Origin of the sequence: Micromonospora sp. NPDC050187 (genome assembly GCF_044459745.1) — a bacterium.
Lineage (GTDB): Bacteria > Actinomycetota > Actinomycetes > Mycobacteriales > Micromonosporaceae > Micromonospora.
In genome coordinates this window covers 605,956-627,193 of sequence record NZ_JBITJH010000001.1, presented here as the reverse complement: position 1 = coordinate 627,193, position 21,238 = coordinate 605,956, and the positions used below count along the sequence as shown (strand labels likewise).

The window sequence follows — 21,238 nt, the reverse complement described above, 5'->3', positions numbered from 1 at the left end:
CAGGATTCTACGAAAGCGCCCGCGCCGGTCTCCGACGGCAGTGCCGGGGCCGTCCGACGTGTCGGCCGACCCCGGCGGGGGTCAGAGCCGGTGGGCGGTGTCGCCCCGGGTGACGCCCCGGGTGTCGAAGAAGCGCCGGGACCGGCGGGCGAGGTCGTCCGCGTCGTAGGCGGCGTGGTTCTGCACCAGGATGACCAGGTCCGCCTCGGCGACCGCCGCCTCGGCGTCGTCGACCCGGGGGATGCTGCCGCCCAGCGCCTCCCAGTGCGGCACGTACGGGTCGTGGTAGCTCAGCTTCGCGCCGAGCCCGTGCAGCAGCCGGGCGAGCGGCACCGCCGGCGACTCCCGCTGGTCGGCGATGTCCGGCTTGTAGGTGACCCCGAGCAGCAGGACGCTGGAGCCGTTGGTGGCCAGCCCGGCGTCGTTGAGGATGTTCTGCGCCCGCCGCACCACGTAGTCCGGCATGGTCGCGTTGATCTCCTGGGCCAGCTCCACGAAGCGGAACGGGTAGCCCAGCTTGGCGCGGACGTTGTGGCTGAGGTAGTTGGGGTCGATCGGGATGCAGTGGCCGCCCACGCCCGGTCCCGGGTAGAACGCCTGGAAGCCGAAGGGCTTGCTGCTCGCGGCCCGGATCACGTCCCACAGGTCGATACCGAGCTGGTTGCAGAACCGCGCCATCTCGTTGACCAGGGCGATGTTGACGTGCCGGTAGGTGTTCTCCAGCAGCTTGGCGGTCTCCGCCTCCCGGGTGCCCCGGGTGCGCACGATCGTCTCCACGAACCGGCCGTAGAACTCCGCCGCCCGGTCGGCGCAGGCGGGGGTGTGGCCGCCGACGACCTTCGGGGTGTTCCGGGGGCCGAACTCCCGGTTGCCCGGGTCGATCCGCTCCGGGGAGAACGCGAGGTGGAAGTCGGTGCCGGCGCGCAGCCCGGAGGTCTCCAGGATCGGACGCACGATCTCGTCCGTGGTGCCCGGGTAGGTCGTGGACTCCAGCACGACGAGCATCCCGGGCCGCAGGTTACGGGCCACGGTGGCGGCCGCCGCCTCGACGGCGGTGAGGTCGGGCCCGCCGTCGTCGGACAGCGGCGTCGGCACGCAGATCACTGCGGTCGCCGCCGAGGCGATCTCGGTCTCGTCCACGGTGGCCCGGAAGCCGGCCCGGCGCATCTGGGCCACGTCGTCGTCGGAGAGGTCGTCGACGTGCGACCGGCCGGCGTTCAGCGCGTCGACGACCCCGGACTTCACGTCGAATCCGAGGACCGACGCGCCGGCGCGGGTGGCCTCGTGTGCCAGGGGCAGACCGACGTAGCCCAGACCAAGAATTACGACATCTGTCATGATTAGTCCCTTATGCCGAGGTGAATCGTGGCGTAGCGGGCTGACGCGCCGCCCTCGACGACTGTGCGGATGCTACCGGAGTCGTCGGCGGGGGCCGGGCCACGAGTGGGCCGGCGCGAGCGCGCCGGCCCGTCCGCGGGTCAGACCGGAAGTGCCGACTCCGGCACCTCCGGACCCGGCGCCGCCGCCGGCTCCCGGTCGACCGGGTGGCGGTCGGCGGGCACCAGCCGCCGGTAGATGCCGTCCTGGACCCGCGCCTGCACCTCCCAGGTCCACGCGGCCAGGTCCATCGAGTCGTACGCCTTGCGGTACCGCTGGGGGTCGGCGGCGATCGCCCGCACCGCGGCGACGTACTCGGTTACGTCGTCGACCCGGAACACCTCGCCCTGGCCGGTCTGGCGGACCGTGGCCGCCATCGTCTCCACGTCGCTGCTCACGATCGGCAGGCGCGCGTGGGAGTACTCGAAGAACTTGGTGATCAGCTGGATCTCGTGGTTGAGCCAGTGGTGGATCGGGATCACGCCCATCGTCGCGGTGGACAGGAAGCCGACCACCTCCGCCGGGGCCACGTACGGCAGCACGTGCAGCCGGTCGGCGACCCCCAGTTCCTTGGCCCGTGCCTTGAGGCTGTTCAGGTAGGGGCCGCTGGGGGCGTTGACCACGAACGCCACGTGCACCCCGGGGAGCTGGGGCAGCGCCTCGACCATCACGCCCATGCCCCGGTGGGCGGCGGCGGCGCCGCTGTAGACGACCAGCGGGGTCGTCGCGTCCAGGCCGCACGTGCTCCGGATGTCCGACCCGTCGCCCGCGTCGAGGCGCAGCGCGTCGGCCGCGTGCGGGGAGTTCAGCACCACCGACGGCAGCTCGCGGAGGTGGTGGTCCCGCTGGAGCAGCTCGGCCAGCCGCGTCGAGACGGTGATCACCGCGTCGGCGTAGGACGCGTACTCGTGCTCGTGCGCCTGGTTGGCCACCATCCACCGGGCGTTGTTCGTCCGCGGCTTGACGCCGGGCAGGTACTCGTGCACGTCCCAGATCAGCTTGATGTCCCGGCCCTTGACGCGGGCCCGGATCTTGGCGCGGGCCCCGACCCCCAGCATCCGGAAGTCGTTGGCGTAGATGATGTCGGGCTTGAGCTGGTCGACGACGTCGGCGTACGCCAGCTCGTAGTCCCAGAGCTGCGGCTCCAGCTTGCGCCAGGCCCGGCGACCGCGCAGCCGGAGCTGGGTCCAGGTGTAGGCGCGGTCCCACGGCCCGCCCAGGTGGCTGCGGTGCTCCTGCGCCCGGGTCAGCATCCAGTGCCGCAGGGAGACCCACTTGCGCAGCGCCTTGGCGCTGGCCTCCTGCACCGGCAGCGTGTACCGCGCCAGCGCCGGGACGGCCTTCCGGTCGCCGGCGGCGAGCAGTGCGCGGTTCACCCGCAGGTCGGCCTGCCAGGCCCGCACCTCCTGCTGCCGGACCGCGGCGATGCCGGTGGGCGGGTACGCCAGCGGCCCGACGAACCACCGACGACGGAACTCGTGCCGGCGCTGCTTGAGCGGGCTGGGCATCCGGACCAGACGCACCGTGGCGTCACCGAGCTTCCAGCTCTGCGGCTGACCGTTCGGCGAGCGGCCGAGGAGGATCACCTCCCAGCCGGCGTCGGCCGCGGAGCGGGCGGTCTTCTGCACCCGCGAGTCCCCGTGCACGCCGTTGTCGACGAGTATCACGATCCGGGCAGGTGCCGTCGGCACACCCTCTGCCGTCCTGGCCATGGGTCTTCTCCTCTTCAGTGACGCCCCGCGTGACCAGCTCGGCCCGGTCGCGGGGCCTCAGGACATCGAACGATCGGCGGCGCTAGCGGTCGCCGGACGGCGTGCCTACGACGCTACCCGAGACCACCCGGTCGAAGTCGTGTCGCACCCGCTGCCAGCCCCAGCTCGCGACGGCGTGCGCGGCGGCCTGGTCGCCGGCTGTCCGCCAGGACTCCTCGCTGGCGGTGACGGCGAGGATCCGACGGGCCGCCTCCTCCGGCGTGTCGACCACCCAGTCCGCCGGGAACAGCGTCCGGGCGCTGGTCGGTCGGCCGGCGAAGAACGGCCAGTCGCGGACCACCGGGACGGCGCCGCTGGCCGCGCCCTCCACCAGCCCGCAGTGGAAGCTCTCCCGGACCGAGCTGCTGAGGATGACCCCGACGCCGGTGAGGGCACCCGGCACGTCGTCGACCTGCCCGGGCCGGAGCACGGCGCCGGTCGGCTCCAGCTCGGCCACGTCGGCGAGGAAGGCGTCCCAGTACCGCTGGGCGTCCGGGCTGGCCTTGGGGTCCAGGTCCCGACCGAACAGGGCGAGCCGGTAGCGGTCGTCGTGGGCCCGCAGGTGCCGCAGCACGTCGATCGCCCAGCGCGGGTCCTTGGCCACGGCCTTGATGCCGACCAGGCCCAGGGTGAAGCGCGCGTCGGGCTCCTTGGGGCGGGCGTACGCGCCCAGGTCCATGGCGTTGCTGATCACGTGCAGCCGGGTGTCCGCGGCGGCCAGGGCGGGCACCGCGGCGACCGTGAGGTCGCGCAGGTGGTCGGACACGAAGATCATGTCGTCGACCCGGGAGAAGTCGACCAGGTGCGGCCACACCGCCCAGGTCTCGAAGCTGTGCAGCCGCACGATCATCCGGGTGGAGCCCGGGTCGACCATGCTGAACAGGACGGCGAGCGCGGCGCACCAGTCGACGAGGACGACGTCCGCCCAGTCGACCTCCGGCTGGAGCCAGTCGGCGACCCGCTTCCCGTACGCCGACGACCCGGTCAGCAGGTGACTCATCATGTGCCGCAGGTTGTTCATCAGCGGGACGTGGGTGCCGCCGTCCTCGCCCGGGTCCAGGAACCGGAGTTCGACGTCGGACCGCTCGGCGAAGTGCCGGCGGATGAGGTCGAGGAAGTTGTGGTTGCCGTAGGTGGCGATCAGGAGCCGCAGCGGCCGGTCGGTCGGCGCGGGGCCGGCGACGCCGGAGCGGCCACGGGGGGCCGAGAGCGCCCGGACGGCCGCGCTGGCGTGCCACGGGGCGAGGAACCCCTGCGGGTCGTCGGCGAGCGGCGACGTCAGGCGGTCGAAGTGCAGCCGGCGGTGGAACACCTGGCGCTGCGCGGCGTGCACGTGGTCGACCGCCTTGGCCACCTCCCGACGGGCCAGCCGCTGGTCGGCCAGGGCCAGCTCCGCGGCGATCGCGGCGGGCAGGCTCGGCGGGGTGCCGCTCTCCAGCTCCGCGGCCACCTGGCGCATGAGCATCTCGGCGCGCAGCCGCGGGTCGCGCAGCCGGCGCAGGGCGGCACCGGAGATCCGGGCGGCCCGCTCCGGGCGACCCGCGCGCACCAGACCGGCCTGCACCGCGTCGGCGAGCCGGCTCCGGGCGCCGTCGGGCACCCCCGGCGCGGCCAGGGCGGCACTCCAGGCCCCGGAGACCACCGGCGACCGCAGCGCGGCGGGCGACGTGGTCACGCGCAGCACGGCCCGGACGGCGCGTCGGGCGGGACGGGGAAGGCTCACGGCTGCGCCTTCCCGGGACGCACGCCGTCTACCGGAGAAAGGAAAACCATTTTGGGCGAGGCCCCCTGACGCCTGGATGTTCGCCGTACCTCGTGCAAGGAGGAAATCGCGCCGAGTGTGCCACAGTGGCCGAAGCACCGGCAACCTCCAAGATCAATTACGCGGACCAGGACCGGCACGCTTTTTTGATCCCCCGGGTCCGGCGGGCCCACCGGCACACAACTCCCCAGACCCGACGAAACACGGCAAGGGGGCCACTCGCGTCCTGCGCGGGCGTACCGGGCCGGCAGCTAGACTCCTACGGCCGGTTCCCGCGCTGGCCCACGGCCACCGACCGGTCAGGTCCGACGTCCCGACGGCCGAAACGACACACAGTCGCAGGCCACGAAGCGAAGGTCGTAACCACGAAGTGAAGATCGTCAGTATCGTCGGCGCCAGGCCCCAGTTGGTCAAGCTCGCGCCCATCGCGAGCGCCTTCGCCGAGACCGAGCACCACCACGTCATCGTCCATACCGGGCAGCACTACGACGCCGACATGTCGGACGTGTTCTTCTCCGGGCTCGGCATCCCCCAGCCCGACGTCCACCTCGGCATCGGCTCCGGCACCCACGGCGCCCAGACGGGGCGGATCCTCGGCGCGCTCGACCCGGTCTTCGAGGCCGAGCAGCCCGACTGGGTGCTGGTCTACGGCGACACCAACTCCACGCTCGCCGGAGCCCTGTCCGCGGTGAAGATGCACCTGCCGGTCGCCCACCTCGAGGCCGGTCTGCGGTCGTTCAACCGGCGGATGCCGGAGGAGCACAACCGCGTGCTCACCGACCACGCGGCCGACCTGCTGCTCGCCCCCACCGAAGAGGCGATGCGCCACCTGGCCACCGAGGGGCTCGCGCGCCGCTCGGCGCTGGTGGGCGACGTCATGGTCGACGTGTGCCTCCAGGTCCGCGACGCGGTGGTCGCCGCCGGCGACCCGCCCGCCGGCCTGCCCGAGGGCGTGGACGCGCGGACCCCCTACCTGCTCGCCACGCTGCACCGGGCCGAGAACACCGACGACCCGGAGCGGCTCGCGGCACTCCTGGACGCCCTCGCCGCGTTGCCGGTACCGGTCGCGCTGCTGGCCCACCCCCGCCTGGTCGCCCGGGCCGCCCAGCACGGACTGGAGTTGGAGCGCGGCGCGATCCGGGTCGGCCGTCCCCTGCCGTACGCGCAGATGGTCGCCGCCGTGCTCGGCTCGACCGGCGTGGTCACCGACTCCGGCGGCCTGCAGAAGGAGGCCTACCTGCTCGACCGGCCCTGCACCACGCTCCGGCCGGAGACCGAGTGGACCGAGACCCTCGCCGACGGCTGGAACCACCTGGTCGCCGACCCTCGGGAGATCGGCGTGGAGGCGTGGACGCGGATCGCCACCCGACCGGCGCCGGACGCGACCCGGGGCACCCCGTACGGCGACGGGCGCGCGGCCCGCCGTGTGGTCGAGGTCCTCGTCGAGCGGCACCCGGGGAAGGAGCGTCGGTGACCCCGGTCCGCGACCTGCTCCCCGCTCCCCTCGCCCGGCTGGCCCGGGCCGGCCGCCCCCAGCCCCGTCGCGGCGACCGACCCCACCTCATCTACCTCGCCATCGGCTTCCCGCCGGCCGCCAAGAGCTCCGCCTACCGGCTGCGCGAGACGGCCAACCAGTTCTGCGCCCAGGGCTGGGACGTCACGGTCATCACCATCTGCCAGGAGGCGTGGGAGCGGGAGTACGGGCTGGACCACAGCCTGTCCGAGACCGTGGACCCCCGGATCCGCGTCGTCGAGCTGCCGCTGGCCCGCGTCGACCTGGAGACGGACATCCGCAAGTTCTCCGAGGCCCGGTCGCTGCGCCCGCGCCAGTGGGTCGAGCAGCAGCGCCGCAAGGACCTCCAGGTGTTCCCGGAACCGGTCTTCGGCGGCTGGCGGTTCGCCCTGGAGAAGGCCGTCCTGGCCGAGCACCGCGCGCGTCCGGCGGACCTGCTGCTCGCCAGTTGCGCCCCCTACGTCAACCTCGCCCCGGCCTGGAAGTTGTGGGAGGAGCACAAGGTCCCGTACGTCATCGACTTCCGGGACGGCTGGTCGATCGACGTGATCAACGGGGAGTCCGCGTTCACCGAGTCCTCGCCGGCGGGTCGCTGGGAGAGCAAGGTCCTCGCGCAGGCCCGCGCGGTCTGGTGTGTCAACGACCCGATCGCCCGGTTCTACCGGGAGCGGTACCCGGCCATCGCGGACCGGGTGCAGGTGGTGCGCAACGGCTTCGACGAGGACGGCATCCCCACCCTGGCGCACCGGCCGGACCCGGAGCGCGGCCTCACCTTCGGCTACCTCGGCTCGATCAACTTCGCGCCCAGCCTGCTGGAGGGGGTCCTCACCGGCTGGCGGCTCGCCCGCAAGGCGGACCCGGTCGTGGCCCGCAGCAGGTTCGAGGTACGCGGGCACATCGGCGCGGGCGCCCTGCGCGAGGCCAACGCCCACATGGAGCTACTGACGGCCGCCGAGGGCGACGACGTCGAGTTCGGCGGCCCGGTGGCCAAGGCGGAGGTGGCGGCGACCTACGGCCGGTGGGACGCCCTGGTGCTCATGCTGGTCGGCGGCGCGTACGTCACCTCCGGCAAGGTCTACGAGTACGCGGCCAGCGGGCTGCCGGTGCTGTCGGCGCACGAGGTCGAGCACGACGCGGCCACGGTGCTGGCCGGTCATCCCCTCTGGACCGGCGCCGTCGGGCTGGACCCGGCCCGGCTGGCGGCCAGCTTCTCCACGGCGGCCCGGCTCGCCCTGACGGCGGACGAGGCCGACCGGGAGGCCGCCCGTGCGCACGCCCGACAGTTCACCCGGGGGGCGCTGCTCGCCCCCGCCGTCGCCGCGGCCAGCCGGCTGGCGGGCATCACGAGCGGCGACGACACCGGTACGACGGACACCGGAGGTAGGCGGTCCTGATGGTCAGTGTGCTCATGGTTGCCGGCGCGGTGCCGCAACAGGAGGCGGTGCTGGTCGAGGCGCTGCGCCGGTTCCGGGAGCAGGGCGTCCGGGTCCGGTTGGTCTGCAACTTCAGCCTGGACCTGCTCACCCTGGAACCGGGGCTCGTCGAGGCGCACAGTCTGGGTGACACGCCCGCGCCGGGCGATCCCAGCCGGGCCCTCTGGCTGCGCGCCAAGCGCGACCGGGTGGTGCGGGCCTGGATGCGCGGCGTGGACGTGCTCGTCTCCCTGGACGTGCTCGCGGTCTACACGGTCTGGGAGATGGCCCAGCGCCACCTCCGGGCCGACGCCTGCCAGGGCCTCGGCCCGGCGACGCGGGCGGTCCAGGCCCGGCTGGACGGGACGCGCCGGGGACGGCTGTCGCTGGGGACCGCGCTGGGTGCCCGGGCCGGCGTCGTCGCCCGGGGCACCCGTCGGGGGGCGGTGACCGCCGCCCGCAAATCGGTGAGCGCGAGCATGTCGACCCCGGTCATGCGGACCGGCGTCGGCGCCGCCTTCTGGCAGACCGTGGCGGCCTCGCCGGGCCTGCCGGACCGGATCCGCGTCGGCCTCACCCACCAGGTGCACGTCCGCCTCGTCCAGGCGGACCGCCCGCAGCAGGCGGCGGCGACGACGGCCCGGGCGATCGCCCGGCTCAAGGACCGGCAGGCCCGGATCGACCTGCTGGCCCGGGAGGCGAAGAGCGAGCTGGCGAAGGGCCGGATCCCGATCGGCCTCCGGGAGACGGTGACCGCCCAGCTCGAACTGGCCGACACGTTCCTGACCAAGAAGAACCCGCATCGGGCCACCCAGTTCGGCTACCAGGCGATCCGCCTGCTGTTCAACCGGGTGCCCCAGCTCGACCAGGCCACCTCACCGCTGCTCGACCCCGCCGGGGACTACCTGACGCCGTTGCGGGACAGCGCGGTGGGCCGGGCCCTGGCCACCCCCCGGGGCCGGGCCGTCCCGGCGGCCACCCCGCCGGGCGACCGGGCGCTGCGACTGCTGCTGGTCACCCGCAGCGAGGAGCAGGACGCCGACGTCGACGAGATCCGCCGACGGTACGGGACGCTGCCCGAGGTCGAGCTGCGCCACCTGCGGCTCAGCGACGAGGCGACCACGGAGAAGCTGGCCCGCAACGCGCCCGGCATGGTCGAGCACAAGCTCAGCGGGGAGGCGACCTCGTACGGCAACCGGGTGGCCGAGTGGCTGGCCCCCCACCTGCGGTGGGCCGACACCGTACTGGTCGACTCCTGCCCGGCCGCCGCGCTGGTCACCCTGACCGACCCGGGCGACACCCGGATCGTCGTCCGGGTGCACGACGTCGACGTGGTGGACTTCTGGGGCCAGCTGGTCGACTTCTCCCGGGTGGACGACGTCGTCTTCGTCTCCGCGCACCTGCGCGACCTGGCGATCTCGGCCGTGCCCACGCTGACCGGTGACCGGGTGCCGACCACGCACGTCCTCCCGCACGCGATGGACCTGCGGGCGTTCGCGCGGCCGAAGGTCCCGGACGCGCGGTTCACCCTCGGTGTGATCGGCAGCGACACCCCGGACAAGGACGCGTACTGGGCCATCGAGGTGCTGCGCCTGCTGCGTGCCCAGGACCCTCGCTACCGGCTGTTGCTCGTCGGCGCCGAGCCGGAGGCGCTGACCGGCGCGGTGTACCGCCGTCACCTGGAGGACCTGACCCGGCAGGTGGCCGCGCTCGCCCCGGCGGTCAGCCACCGCGCCGGCGTCGCCGACGTGGCGGAGGTTCTCGGCGAGGTGGGCGTGGTGCTGAGCAGCTCGACCCGGGAGACCTTCCACCGGGCGCTGGTGGAGGGGACGGCGACCGGGGCGGTGCCGGTCGTCCGCGACTGGCCGTTCTTCGCCGGTTTCCCGCACGGTGCCCGGGACCTGTTCCCCGCCGAGTGGCTGGTGGAGACGCCCCGACAGGCGGCGGACCGGATCCTGGCCACCACCGGCGACGCCGCCACCTGGTCGGCGGCCGGCACCGCGGCCAGCGCGCACGCCCTGGCCACCTGGGACTGGTCGGTCGTCCAGCAGCGCTACGACGAGTTGCTCCGGGTGCCGGTGGTCGATCCGGTCGGCTGAGCCGCAGGAGGTGCACGAAGGCCCGGTCCCCCACGTGGGGGACCGGGCCTTCGTTGTAGGTCGGGTGCCCGGTCAGGACGGGACGGCCGCCAGCGGGGCCGACTCGGCCGCCGGCGCGACGTCCGGCCGCAGCCGCCGGTAGACCCGGTCCAGCACCGCCGACTGCGCCTCCCAGGTCCAGTTCTCCAGCAGGCCCGGCCGGTCGTACGCCGCCCGGTAGCGCTCCGGGTCGGCCAGCACCTGCCGGACCACCCGGACGTAGTCGGTCACGTCCTCGGCCCGGAACACCTCGCCCTGGCCGGTCGAGCGGACCGTGTCGGCCATCGTCTTCACGTCGCTCACCACGATCGGCAGGCGGGCGTGCGAGTACTCCAGGAACTTGGTGATCAACGCCAGTTCGTGGTTGGGCTTGTGGTGGATCGGGATCACCCCGGCGTTCGCCGGGGCGAGGAAAGCGGAGACCTGCCAGTGCGGCACGTACGGCAGCAGGTGCACCCGGTCGGCGACACCGACCTCGGCGGCCTGGGTGAGCAGTTCCTCCGACGGGGCGTTGTTGCCGCTGGGGTGCAGGGTCACGAACGCCACGTGCACGTCCGGCAACTGCGGCAGGGCCGCGACCATCAGGCCGAGCCCCCGCGACGGGTTCACCCCGCCGCAGTACACGAGCAGCGGCGTGTCGGGACCGATGCCGCACAGCGCCCGCAGGTCCGGCGGCGCGGCGTCCGGCTGGCCGTCCTCCGCCGACCGGGACGGCGCGTTGAGCACCACCTCGGGGCGCTCCGGCAGGTGGTGCACCTGCTGGAGCAGTTCCGCGAGGGTCGGCGACACGGTGACGACGGCGTCGGCCTGTGGCGCGTACTCGGCGGTGTAGGCGATCTGGGCGGGCAACCAGCGCGGGTTGTTGGCCCGGGGGCTGACTCCGGCGACGTACTCGTGCGCGTCCCAGACCACCTTGAGGTCGCGGCCGCGGACCCGCGCCCGGCGGGCGGCCCGGGCGGCGATCCCGGCCATCCGGAAGTCGTTGGCGTGGATCAGGTCGGGCTTGAGCTGGTCGATGACCGGGCCGAAGGCGAACTCGTAGTCCCACAGGCCCGGGTCCAGCCGGCGCCAGCTCCGGTCGCCCATGAGGCGCTGCCAGAAGCTCATCGACAGCTTGGTCAGCAGGGTGTCGGCGCTCTGTTGCGCCTGGCGCAGCCGGCGCAGTTCACCGGCCCGGAACCTCGCCCACCGGTGCAGCACCTTGGTGGTGGCCCGGGACGGCAGCAGGGCCACCGTGCCGAGCAGGACACCGGCTCCCCCCCGGCCCTCACGCCGGGCGATCTCCAGCGCGGCCTGCTTCTGGTCGAGGTCGATCCGCCGGGCGCGCAACGAGTTCTGCCGCCAGGTGCCGTACTTGCCGGGCCGGTAGGCCAACGGCCGGCGCAGCGAGCGGCGGTGGTTCAGCGGATGCTGACCGAGCGGGCGCGGCACCGTGAGCAGGCGTACCTCGGCCCCCCCGATGGACCAGGTCTCCTGCGGGGACGTCGCCTGCTTGATACCGAGCAGGATGACCTCCCATCCTGCCTCGGCCGCGGAACGGGCCGTCTTCTGGACCCGGGAGTCACCGTGCACCCCGTTGTCCACCAGCATGACGACCCGCCCCCGCCGGGGTGCGCTGTCGCGGTCCATGTGTCCCTTCCTGATCTGCTCGTACGGTGGGGTTCGGGGCCGGCGGCCCCGGTGACCGGTCGGCGGGATCCGGGCCGACACCGGACGCGTGGTACGGGACGCACGGTCGGCCGACGGTGCGTCCCGTACCGGCTGTCGTCAGACTCCGGCGTACGTCCCGGCCGTCACGTCCACCGTGACGCCGGCCGAGGCGGACTCCAGCAGCGCGGCGGCGACCTGGACGGTCCGCAGGCCCTGCCGGAGGGTGACGATGTCGCTCTGCTTGCCCTCCACCGCGTCGCGGAACCGCTCGTGCTCCACCAGCAGCGGCTCACGCTTCGGGATGGCGTAGCGGACCATGTCGCCCTCGGCGACACCCCGGAACGCGCGCAGCGCCTCCCACTCGGTGTCGATGGCGCCGTTGGCGTAGAAGGTGAGGTCGGCGGTGAGCGTGTCGGCGACGAAGCAGCCACGGTCGCCGGTGATGACCGTGGACCGTTCCTTGAGCGGGCTCAACCAGTTGACCAGGTGGTTGACCATCGTGCCGTCGGCGAGCTGACCGACGACCGCGACCATGTCCTCGTGCAGCCGGCCGCTGCGCGAGACGGTCCGGGCCGACACCGACGTGTACTGCTGCCCGGTGACCCAGGCGGTCAGGTCGATGTCGTGGGTGGCCAGGTCCATCACCACGCCGACGTCGGCGATCCGGTGCGGGAACGGACCCTGGCGGCGGGTGACCACCTGGAACACCTCGCCCAGCTCGCCGTTCTCCAGCCGGGCGCGCAGGTTCTGCAGGGCCGGGTTGTAGCGCTCGATGTGGCCCACGCCGGCGACCAGACCGGCCGTCTCGAACGCCTCGACCAGCCGGGTCGCCGCCTCGACGGACTGCGCGAGCGGCTTCTCGATCAGCGCGGACACGCCGTTGGCGGCCAGTTCCAGACCGATCGGCTCGTGCAGTGCGGTCGGGCAGGCGACCACCGCGTAGTCGATGCCGAGCGCGAGCAGGTCGCCCAGCTCGGGTACGACGGGGGCCCGCAGCATGCCGGTGGTGTCACCGGCCGGGTCGACGATGCCGACCAGTTCCACGCCGTCGAGACCGGACAGGACCCGGGCGTGGTTACGCCCCATCGCGCCGAGGCCGATCAGTCCCGCCCGCAGCTTCCGTCCCGCGCTCATGCCGCCGCTCCGCTCTGCGCGCCGGTGCTCCGCCGACTCATCGGGCACCCCCGGCCAGGTTGGCGGCCTCGGCGATCCGCTCGAGGTCGGTCTCGGTCAGCGCCGGGTGCACCGGCAGCGACACCACCTCGGCGGCGGCCCGCTCGGTCTCCGGCAGGTTCCACGGGCCCGGGTTGCCGTCCTCGCCGAGGTACGGCCGGAGCCGGTGGATCGGGGTCGGGTAGTAGACGGCGTTGCCGATGCCCAGCTCGGTGAGGCGCTGCTGGGCGGCGTCCCGGTCGGTGGTCACGCGGACGGTGTACTGGTGGTAGACGTGCCGGACGTTGTCGGCCACCGGCGGGGTCACCATCGCGGTGATCCGGGAGTCGAGGAACTTGGCGTTGGCCCGGCGCTGCTCGGTCCAGTCGGCGAGCTGCCGGAGCTGGACCCGGCCGATGGCGGCGGCCACGTCGGTCATCCGCATGTTCGCGCCGACGATCTCGTTGGCGTACCGCTGCTCCATGCCCTGGTTGCGCAGCAGCCGGAGGGTCCGGGCCAGCTCGGCGTCGGCGGTGGTGACCATGCCGCCCTCGAGCGAGTGCATGTTCTTCGTGGGGTAGAAGCTGAAGCAACCGGCGGTGCCGAACGCCCCGACCGGCTGGCCGTCCAGCATCGCGCCGTGGGCCTGGGCCGCGTCCTCGACCACGGCGAGCCCGTGCCGCTCGGCGATCGCCATGATCTGGCGCATCGCGGCGGGGTGGCCGTACAGGTGGACCGGCATGATCGCGACGGTGCGGGGGGTGACCGCCGCGGCGACCGCCTCCGGGTCGACGCAGAAGCTGTCCGGCTCGATGTCGACGAAGACCGGCTCCGCGCCGACCAGCCGAATGCTGTTCGCGCTGGCCGCGAAGGAGAAGGAGGGCACGATGATCTCGTCGCCGGGACCGAAGCCGAGGGCCATCAGGGTGAGCTGGAGGGCGGAGGTGCCGGAGTTCACCGCGACGCAGTGTCGCCCGGCGACCAGCTCCGCGAACTCCTCCTCGAAGGCGGCGACCTCAGGTCCCTGCACCACGCGTCCGCTGCGCAGGACCCGCACCGCCGCGTCGATCTCGGCCTCGCCGATCACCGGACGGGCTGGTGGGATGAATTCCGCGTTCAGCCCAGACATGGGCTTCCTCCTGTCAAAAGGGAATTCTCGGGTGGGGACTCTAACCGGTTCCGCTGATAGCGGGACGAGGGGCACGGGACGGTTCATGGCCGCCCGGAGTCGGCACTCGGGGCCATGCTAGACAAACTGACGGCCGGATCGGGCCGAACAGCCGGTTGGCATGCTACCTCCAGCGCAGCCGCCACAGCGGCGGCCATCCGGGGCAGTTCCTCCGGGGGCAACGGGGTGCGGGAGATCGCCAGCCGCCAGTAGAGCGGACCGACGATCAGATCGACCGCGATGTCGAGGTCGGTGTCGGGGGCCAGCTCACCCCGGGCGATCGCCCGGCCGATCAGCTGCCCGCCGATGTCCCGCTGGTTGACCCGCATCGCCGACTCGAGAGTCTGCGCGATCTGCGGGTTCCGGGCCGCCTCGGCGAGCAGATCGGGGATGATCTGCGCGGCGACCGGATGACGCAACGCGTGTGCCATGATCATGAACAGCGTTTCGAGATCACTTCGCAGGTCGCCGGTGTCGGGCAACGGGAGACTCCGGCCGGCCGCCGCGGACACGATCTCCAGCACCAGGTCCAGCTTGGAACTCCAGCGTCGGTAGATGGCGGTCTTGCTCACCCCGGCCCGCCGGGCGACCGCCTCGATGGAGAGCCGCCCGTACCCGACCGCGGCGAGTTCCTGCATCACGGCGCGGCGGATGGCGGTGGTTATCTCGCCACGAAGCACCGCCGCGCCGGCCGGAGCACGCCTTTTCTCGGTCGTCACGTGGGACAATGTACCGCAGCGACGGTACGGTTGCGTCCCGACGTGTTTTCCACTACGGTCCACGCAGCGACGGAGCGACGACGGTTCATATCCCGATCACGCTCTCTGCCGTCGCGGGTTCCGTAAAGCCGAAAGATCGGAGCGCCCAACCATGGCCAACACGGCGGTGGCCGACGCCGACTCAGGACTGACCGGGGCGCAGCTCGCCGCCCGGCACGGGCTGAGTGTCGCCGGAGAGAGGCCCACCCTGTCCGCGTACACGCGGCACCTCTGGGCCTATCGGCACTTCATCGCGGCGTACGCCAATGCCCGGCTGGTCGCCTCGTTCAGTCGGGCCCGGCTCGGCCGGATCTGGCAGGTGCTGACACCGCTCACCAACGCGGCGGTCTACTTCCTGATCTTCGGGGTGATCCTGAACACCCGGGACGGGATCGACAACTTCATCGCCTACCTCTGCGTGGGCCTGTTCGTCTTCAACTTCACCCAGTCCGTGGTTCTCCAGGGCACCCAGTCGATCAGCGGCAACCTGGGGCTGATCCGGGCGTTGCACTTCCCCCGGGCCAGCCTGCCGATCGCGGTGACGCTCACCCAGTTCCAGAACCTGCTCACCGCGATGGTGGTGCTGGTCGGGATCGTGCTGGTGACCGGGGAGCCGTTGACCCTGGACTGGCTGCTGGTGCTGCCGGCACTGCTGTTGCAGTCGGTGTTCAACGTCGGGGCGGCGCTGGGCATGGCCCGGTTCGGCTCGAAGGTGACCGACATGAGGCAGCTCATGCCGTTCGTGATGCGGACCTGGATGTACGCCTCCGGCGTGCTCTACAGCGTGGACAACTTCGCCCGGCACCTGCCCGGTTGGGCCCAGGCGATCGTCGAGGCGAACCCGCTGCTGATCTACATCGAGCTGGTCCGGCACGCGCTGATGGAGGACATCCCGCTGACCTCCACCGCGCCCCAGCTCTGGCTGGTCGGCACCATCTGGGCGCTGATCGCCTTCATCGGCGGGTACGTCTACTTTTGGCGCGGCGAGCAGGAGTACGGTCGTGGCTGAGTTCAACCAGGTCGCCCCCGGCGACACCACCGTCGCCAACGAGCGCATCCCCACCGTCATCGCGGAGAACGTGCACCTGGTCTACCGGGTCTACGGCGCCGGCAGCCCCGGCAGCGGCGGCGCGGTGGCCGCGCTCAAGCGGGTCGTCACCCGCACCAACGCGCCGAACGTCCGCGAGGTGCACGCGGTCAAGGGAGTCAGCTTCACCGCGTACCGGGGTGAGGCGATCGGGCTGATCGGCAGCAACGGCTCCGGCAAGTCCACCCTGCTGCGGGCCATCGCCGGCCTGATGCCGGTGAGCCGGGGCGCGATCTACACCCAGGGGCAGCCCTCGCTGCTCGGCGTCAACGCCGCCCTGCTCAACGACCTCTCCGGCGAACGGAACGTGGCGCTCGGCTGCCTGGCCATGGGCATGACCCCGCCCCAGGTACGCCGGCTCACCCCGCAGATCATCGAGTTCTCCGGGATCAACGAGCGCGGCGACTTCGGCTCCCTGCCGATGCGGACCTACTCCTCCGGCATGGCGGCCCGGCTGCGGTTCTCCATCGCCGCGGCGAAGAAGCACGACGTGCTGCTCATCGACGAGGCGCTGGCCACCGGTGACGTCCGGTTCCGTCGGCGCAGCGAGCAGCGGGTCCGGGAGCTGCGCGCCGAGGCGGGCACCGTCTTCCTGGTCAGCCACGCCATCGGCACCATCCGCGACACCTGCGAGCGGTCGATCTGGCTGGAGTCCGGCGTGATCCGGATGGACGGCCCGACCGACCAGGTCATCGCGGCGTACAACGAGTTCATGAAGAAGTAGCGTGCGGCGGCCTGCCCCCCGGTGAACACCGGGGGGCAGGCGCGTGCGGCGGCGGCGCTAAGGTCGTACCGCGTGCCCGCCGGAGGAGTCGGGCACGGACGACGGCGCGTGGATCAGTGAGGATCGCGATGACGCAGGACCACCCCAACGGAGCCGGCACCGGTACGGAGGACCCGGCACCGTGGCGGCCCTCGCGGACGGTGGCGGTGGTGCTGGCCGGCGGGACGGGTTCCCGGGTCGGGCTGGGCATCCCGAAGCAGTTGGTCAAGATCGCCGGTAAGCCGATCATCGAACACACCATCGCGGTCTTCGAGGCGGCTCCCGAGATCGACGACATCCTCGTGCTGATGGCCCCCGGCTACGTCGACGACGCCCGCGGCATCGTCGAGGCGGCCGGCTTCCGCAAGGTCCGCCAGGTCCTCCCCGGCGGCGGGACGCGCAGCGACACCACGCGGCTGGCGCTGGCGGCGATCGGCCCGGACGACTGCAACATCCTCTTCCACGACGCGGTACGCCCCCTGCTCAGCGGACGGATCGTCCGGGAGTGCGTGAACGCGCTCTGGACGTACCAGGCGGTGGACGTCGCGATCCCCTCGGCGGACACCATCGTCGAGGTGGGCGACGACGACTGCATCACCGGCATCCCGGTGCGCTCCCGCCTGCGGCGCGGGCAGACCCCGCAGGCGTTCCGCTCCGGCACCATCCGGGAGGCGTACCGGCGAGCGGCCGACGACCCGCACTTCGCCGCCACCGACGACTGCGGCGTGGTGCTGCGCTACCTGCCCGAGGTGCCGATCCGGGTGATCGACGGCTCGGACGAGAACATCAAGGTCACCCACCCGGTCGACGTGCACCTGGTGGACAAGCTCTTCCAGCTCGCCGCCGCGCGGGCCCCCGGTCCGGTGGACGAACACCGGTACACCGAGGAGCTGACCGGCCGGACGATGGTGGTCTTCGGCGGCAGCTACGGCATCGGCCACGAGCTGGCCGAACTGGCCCGCCGCTACGGCGCGCAGGTCTTCCCGGTCAGCCGCTCCACCACCGGCACCCACGTCGAGCGGGACACCGACGTGCAGGCGGCGCTGCGCACCGCGTTCGAGGCCACCGGCCGGATCGACCACGTGGTGGTGACCGCCGGGATCCTGGAGAAGGGCGCCCTGGCCGAGATGGACGAGGCGACCATGGACCGCCTCCTCCAGGTCAACTTCGTCGGGCCGGTGACCGTCGCCCGGCACGCGCTGCCGTACCTGCGCCAGACCCGGGGTCAGCTGCTGCTCTACACCTCCAGCTCGTACACCCGGGGCCGGGCCCGGTACGCGCTCTACTCCGCCACCAAGGCCGCGCTGGTCAACCTCACCCAGGCCCTCGCCGACGAGTGGGCCGAGTTCGGCGTCCGGGTCAACTGCGTGAACCCGGAACGCACCGCCACCCCGATGCGCACCCGCGCGTTCGGCGCGGAGCCGGAACACACCCTGCTCGCCGCCGCGACGGTGGCCCGGGCCTCACTCGACGTGCTCCTGTCCGACCTCACCGGTCAGGTGATCGACGTCCGCCGCTCGGCCGACGATCCGGTGGTGCCGGCCCAGGCCGGACCGGCTCCCTCCACCGGGCCGGCTCCCTCCACCGCGCCGTCGGCCGCTCCCTCGGCCCGCTGAACCCGCGTCCCCACAACCCACGCGACAGGCAGGAGAGTCAGCGAGATGCGTGGCACCCTGGTCCGGAAACTGCTCGCCCGGTGCCTCACCGTGGGCCTGGCGGTCCTGGCCTTCCTCCTGGTCGCGCTCACCGGGGCGACCCTGCCCGGACTGCTGCTCGCGGTCGCCGCGCTGGCCGCCGGGCTGTGGGAACGCCGGGTCCGTCCGGGCGCGGACGTGGTGGCCGAGTCGGTCCTGGTCGCCGCCGGCATCCTGGTCGGGTACGCCCGCCGCCTCGACGCCGGCTTCGACCTCGCCCTGGTGGCGACCGCGCTGGTGGTGCTCGCGCTGGTGCTGCTCGACGGCCCGCTGCGGGACGCCGGGGGGCTGGAGATCCGGACCGCCAACCTGCCGGTCCGGCCCGGGCTGACCACCGCGCACGTCGGCACGGCGATCCCGGTGCTACTCGGCGCGGTGGCGCTCGGCGCGCTGCTCGCCCTGCCCACCTGGTACGCCCTGGTGGTCAGCCTGCTCGTCGGCGGCCTCGCCGGGGTGGTCGGGCTGCGCCTGGCCCGGCGGCGGTTCCGCCCGTCGACCGCGGCCAGCCCGGTGGCCCGCGCGCTGGCCCGGCACCAGCCGGAGTTCCTGCTCTACTTCTCCGCCCCGCCCGGCTCGGAGTACCAGGTCACCATGTGGCTGCCGTACCTGGAGCGGATCGGCCGACCGTTCCTGGTGCTGCTGCGCGAGCCGGAGTTCCTGGCCCCGATCGCGGCGGCGACCCGCGCGCCGGTGGTGTACTGCCCGACGCTGAAGGCGATCGACGAGGCGTTGGTGCCCAGCCTGCGGGTGGCGTTCTATGTCAACCACGGCGCGAAGAACGCGCACTGCATCCGGTTCACCCAGCTCACCCACATCCAGATCCACCACGGCGACAGCGACAAGGCGCCGAGCGCCAACCCGGTCTCGGCGATCTTCGACCGGAACTTCGTGGCCGGGCAGGCGGCGATCGACCGGTACGCCCGCGCCGGGGTGCACATCCCGGCGGAGAAGTTCGTCGTCGTCGGCCGCCCCCAGGTGGAGGCGATCGGGGTACGCCGGCCGCCGGTGCCGATGCCGGCCCACCCGACCGTGCTCTACACGCCCACCTGGACCGGGCACCACGCGGACGCGAACTACTGCTCGCTGCCGGTGGCCGAGGCGGTGGTCGGGCGGCTGCTGGCCCGGGGCGCGACGGTGATCCTGCGGGCCCACCCGTACACCGCGCAGAACCCGGAGTCGGCACGGCAGCTCGCCCGGGTGGAGGAGCTGCTCGCGACGGACCGCTCCCGCACCGGCCGGCAGCACGTCTGGGGCACCGACGCGAGTCGGGCGATGAGCCTGGTCGACTGCGTCAACCGCTCCGACGCGCTGATCTCGGACGTCTCCGGGGTCATCTCCGACTACCTCTACTCCGGCAAGCCGTACGCGGTGACCGACATGGGCGTGGACGGCGACGCGTTCACCGCACGCTTCCCGCTGGCCCGCTCCGGCTACGTGCTGCGCCGGGACCTGGCCGACGTCGACGACGTGCTGGAGCGGCTGCTCGGCACCGACCCGCTGGCCGAGGCGCGCTGGGCGATGCGCACCCACTACCTGGGCGACTTCCCGGTCGAGTCGTACGCCGAGGGCTTCCTGTCGGCCGCCCGGGCGCACCTCGCGCCGGCCGCCGTGCCGGCGACCCACCCCGGCCACGCGGACCGGCCGGTCGGGGCGGAGTCCGTCACCGGCTGAACTCGGCTTCGCCTGTGGTGGTGTGGTGGTAGGAGGGGTCCCCTGTTACCTCATTTTGAGGAGCAGGGGACCCCTCCTACCACAGCGGCGGTTACTCCCCGCGCGAAGAATCAGGCGGAGTAGCCACGGGTGGCGGCCCAGTGCGCCAGGCCGATGGTGGTCATCCAGTACGAGCCGGCGGCGGCGTTCGCCGGGTCCGCGATCTTGACGGTCCGGCCGTTGTCCCGGTAACCGACCACGGTCAGGTAGTGCCCGCCGGGGTAGGAGTGCCAGCCACCGGCGACGTCGGTGGCCGAGCCGGCGATGTTGACGACGACGGCGTACCCGTTGCCGACGGCCCGCACCACGTCGGCCTGGAGCCGGTCCATCTGGGCGGGGGTGGCCGCGTTGCCGGGGATCGTCCGGGTCCGGTAGACGTCCCGGCCGACCAGGTCGTTGAGGACCCGGGTGGTGTCGGCGGCGGAGTTGGTGCCGGACTGGGTGGTGTTCAGCCGCTGGGCGAGGTCGTCCTGGCTGCGGACGACGTCCCGGGCGGTCAGCGCGATCCGGGTGGCGGCCGGACCGCAGTAGTAGAAGGTGGTCTGCTCCTGGTACTGGATGTCGAGCACCTTCGACGCGGGCGGCTTCGGCGGGGTGGGGCTGGCCGTCAGGTCCGGGTTCGGCGACCGGGTGGCGGCGGGCGACGCGGACGGGGTGGTCGGCGGGGTGGTGGCGACGGCGGACGGGCTGGCCGGGGCCGCGGTGGCGCGGTCGTGCTGCCGGGAGGCGGCGGTCGACCGGTCCGGCTCGGCCGCCGTGGCGACGGTGTCCTCCCGGTGTACCGGGGTGCCGGGGTCGACGAGCAGGACGCCGGCGGTGGACGCCGCCACCACGACCGCCGCCGCGGCGGCGACCTGGTACGACCGGCGGGCTCGGAACAGGTTGAACGGTCGCGGGACCGGGTACTTCACGGATTCCTCCACGTCAAGACAGGGGTGGAGAGCGGCGCACCCGGTCGACGCAGGGCGGACCGTGCGTGGGGTCGACGATGGCGCGGGGTGCCCGCTCGGACGGCGTCTGAGGGCGGACGCCGGAGTCAGTGCCGGCGGCGCGGACGGACGGCCGGCGGCACCTGGGCACCGTGGAGGAGCCGGGTAACGGGGGCGTGCAGCACGAGCTACTCCTTCCGATACCGCCTACCGGGTTAGCTGACGGATTCGGGCGGGAAAGATCGCCCTACCACGGGTCGGCCCCGCGGATTCACCCCGGACGTACGTGGGTCCCCGGCTCGTTGCGCACGATTAGGCGGGCCGGCGCGGTGTCACCCTTTGCGACCTACGACCGCGCCAGACGGGCCGACACT

The 21,238-nt window shown here is 72.9% G+C and carries 15 protein-coding genes and 1 riboswitch; of the genes, 7 read left to right on the top strand and 8 right to left on the bottom strand.

What is annotated here, in order from left to right:
• Positions 1-81: 81 nt before the first annotated feature.
• From ACIBJE_RS03050 to ACIBJE_RS03040, 3 genes are all read right to left on the bottom strand, one after another.
• Entirely contained in the window at positions 82-1,338 is a 1,257-nt protein-coding gene (locus tag ACIBJE_RS03050; RefSeq protein WP_396742131.1) for a nucleotide sugar dehydrogenase, read from the bottom strand.
• Between the two features lie 140 nt (positions 1,339-1,478).
• A complete protein-coding gene (locus tag ACIBJE_RS03045; RefSeq protein WP_396742129.1) occupies positions 1,479-3,089 on the bottom strand; it encodes a glycosyltransferase in 1,611 nt (536 codons plus the stop codon).
• Between the two features lie 82 nt (positions 3,090-3,171).
• Positions 3,172-4,851, bottom strand: a complete 1,680-nt coding sequence (locus ACIBJE_RS03040) for a glycosyltransferase family 1 protein (protein WP_396742127.1) — start codon at positions 4,849-4,851, stop codon at positions 3,172-3,174.
• 409 nt (positions 4,852-5,260) lie between these two features.
• Between ACIBJE_RS03040 and wecB the strand changes: the two genes are divergently transcribed.
• The 3 genes from wecB to ACIBJE_RS03025 are packed head-to-tail and all read left to right on the top strand — an operon-like array spanning position 5,261 to position 9,914.
• Positions 5,261-6,364: a non-hydrolyzing UDP-N-acetylglucosamine 2-epimerase gene (wecB, locus tag ACIBJE_RS03035; protein ID WP_396742125.1), complete on the top strand. Its 1,104-nt coding sequence runs from the start codon at positions 5,261-5,263 to the stop codon at positions 6,362-6,364.
• On the top strand, positions 6,361-7,797 hold the full coding sequence (locus ACIBJE_RS03030; protein ID WP_396742123.1) for a glycosyl transferase: 1,437 nt from the start codon (positions 6,361-6,363) through the stop codon (positions 7,795-7,797). The genes wecB and ACIBJE_RS03030 overlap by 4 nt, the downstream gene beginning before the upstream one ends.
• Positions 7,797-9,914 (top strand): glycosyltransferase, encoded by a 2,118-nt coding sequence (locus ACIBJE_RS03025; RefSeq protein WP_396742121.1) that lies wholly within the window; start codon positions 7,797-7,799, stop codon positions 9,912-9,914. Before ACIBJE_RS03030 ends, ACIBJE_RS03025 begins: the two co-directional genes overlap by 1 nt.
• A 72-nt stretch (positions 9,915-9,986) precedes the next feature.
• Here ACIBJE_RS03025 and ACIBJE_RS03020 read toward each other — a convergent pair whose 3' ends face one another.
• From ACIBJE_RS03020 to ACIBJE_RS03005, 4 genes are all read right to left on the bottom strand, one after another.
• A complete protein-coding gene (locus tag ACIBJE_RS03020; protein ID WP_396742119.1) occupies positions 9,987-11,582 on the bottom strand; it encodes a glycosyltransferase family 4 protein in 1,596 nt (531 codons plus the stop codon).
• A gap of 138 nt (positions 11,583-11,720) precedes the next feature.
• Positions 11,721-12,737, bottom strand: coding sequence for a Gfo/Idh/MocA family protein (locus tag ACIBJE_RS03015; RefSeq protein ID WP_396742117.1), 1,017 nt, complete (start codon positions 12,735-12,737; stop codon positions 11,721-11,723).
• A gap of 37 nt (positions 12,738-12,774) precedes the next feature.
• Entirely contained in the window at positions 12,775-13,884 is a 1,110-nt protein-coding gene (locus ACIBJE_RS03010) for a DegT/DnrJ/EryC1/StrS family aminotransferase (protein WP_396742116.1), read from the bottom strand.
• Between the two features lie 83 nt (positions 13,885-13,967).
• Positions 13,968-14,603 carry a TetR/AcrR family transcriptional regulator gene (locus tag ACIBJE_RS03005; RefSeq protein ID WP_396742245.1) on the bottom strand — a complete coding sequence of 212 codons (636 nt, stop codon included), beginning with the start codon at positions 14,601-14,603 and terminating at the stop codon, positions 13,968-13,970.
• Positions 14,604-14,793: 190 nt separating this feature from the next.
• On the opposite strand from ACIBJE_RS03005, the gene ACIBJE_RS03000 reads away from it, so the two are divergent.
• The 4 genes from ACIBJE_RS03000 (at position 14,794) to ACIBJE_RS02985 (ending at position 19,896) form a co-directional block, all read left to right on the top strand.
• Positions 14,794-15,690, top strand: coding sequence for an ABC transporter permease (locus tag ACIBJE_RS03000; RefSeq protein WP_396742114.1), 897 nt, complete (start codon positions 14,794-14,796; stop codon positions 15,688-15,690).
• The gene (locus ACIBJE_RS02995) at positions 15,683-16,492 is read left to right on the top strand and encodes an ABC transporter ATP-binding protein (RefSeq protein WP_396742112.1); all 810 of its coding nucleotides are present in this window, start codon (positions 15,683-15,685) and stop codon (positions 16,490-16,492) included. The genes ACIBJE_RS03000 and ACIBJE_RS02995 overlap by 8 nt, the downstream gene beginning before the upstream one ends.
• A gap of 128 nt (positions 16,493-16,620) precedes the next feature.
• Positions 16,621-18,147 carry an SDR family NAD(P)-dependent oxidoreductase gene (locus ACIBJE_RS02990; RefSeq protein ID WP_396742110.1) on the top strand — a complete coding sequence of 509 codons (1,527 nt, stop codon included), beginning with the start codon at positions 16,621-16,623 and terminating at the stop codon, positions 18,145-18,147.
• 45 nt (positions 18,148-18,192) lie between these two features.
• Positions 18,193-19,896: a CDP-glycerol glycerophosphotransferase family protein gene (locus tag ACIBJE_RS02985; RefSeq protein ID WP_396742108.1), complete on the top strand. Its 1,704-nt coding sequence runs from the start codon at positions 18,193-18,195 to the stop codon at positions 19,894-19,896.
• Positions 19,897-20,006: 110 nt separating this feature from the next.
• Here the strand turns inward: ACIBJE_RS02985 and ACIBJE_RS02980 are convergent, their stop codons facing one another.
• Positions 20,007-20,858 (bottom strand): C39 family peptidase, encoded by an 852-nt coding sequence (locus ACIBJE_RS02980; RefSeq protein WP_396742106.1) that lies wholly within the window; start codon positions 20,856-20,858, stop codon positions 20,007-20,009.
• A 195-nt stretch (positions 20,859-21,053) separates the two neighbouring features.
• A riboswitch (cyclic di-AMP (ydaO/yuaA leader) is annotated at positions 21,054-21,193 on the bottom strand.
• Positions 21,194-21,238: the final 45 nt, after the last annotated feature.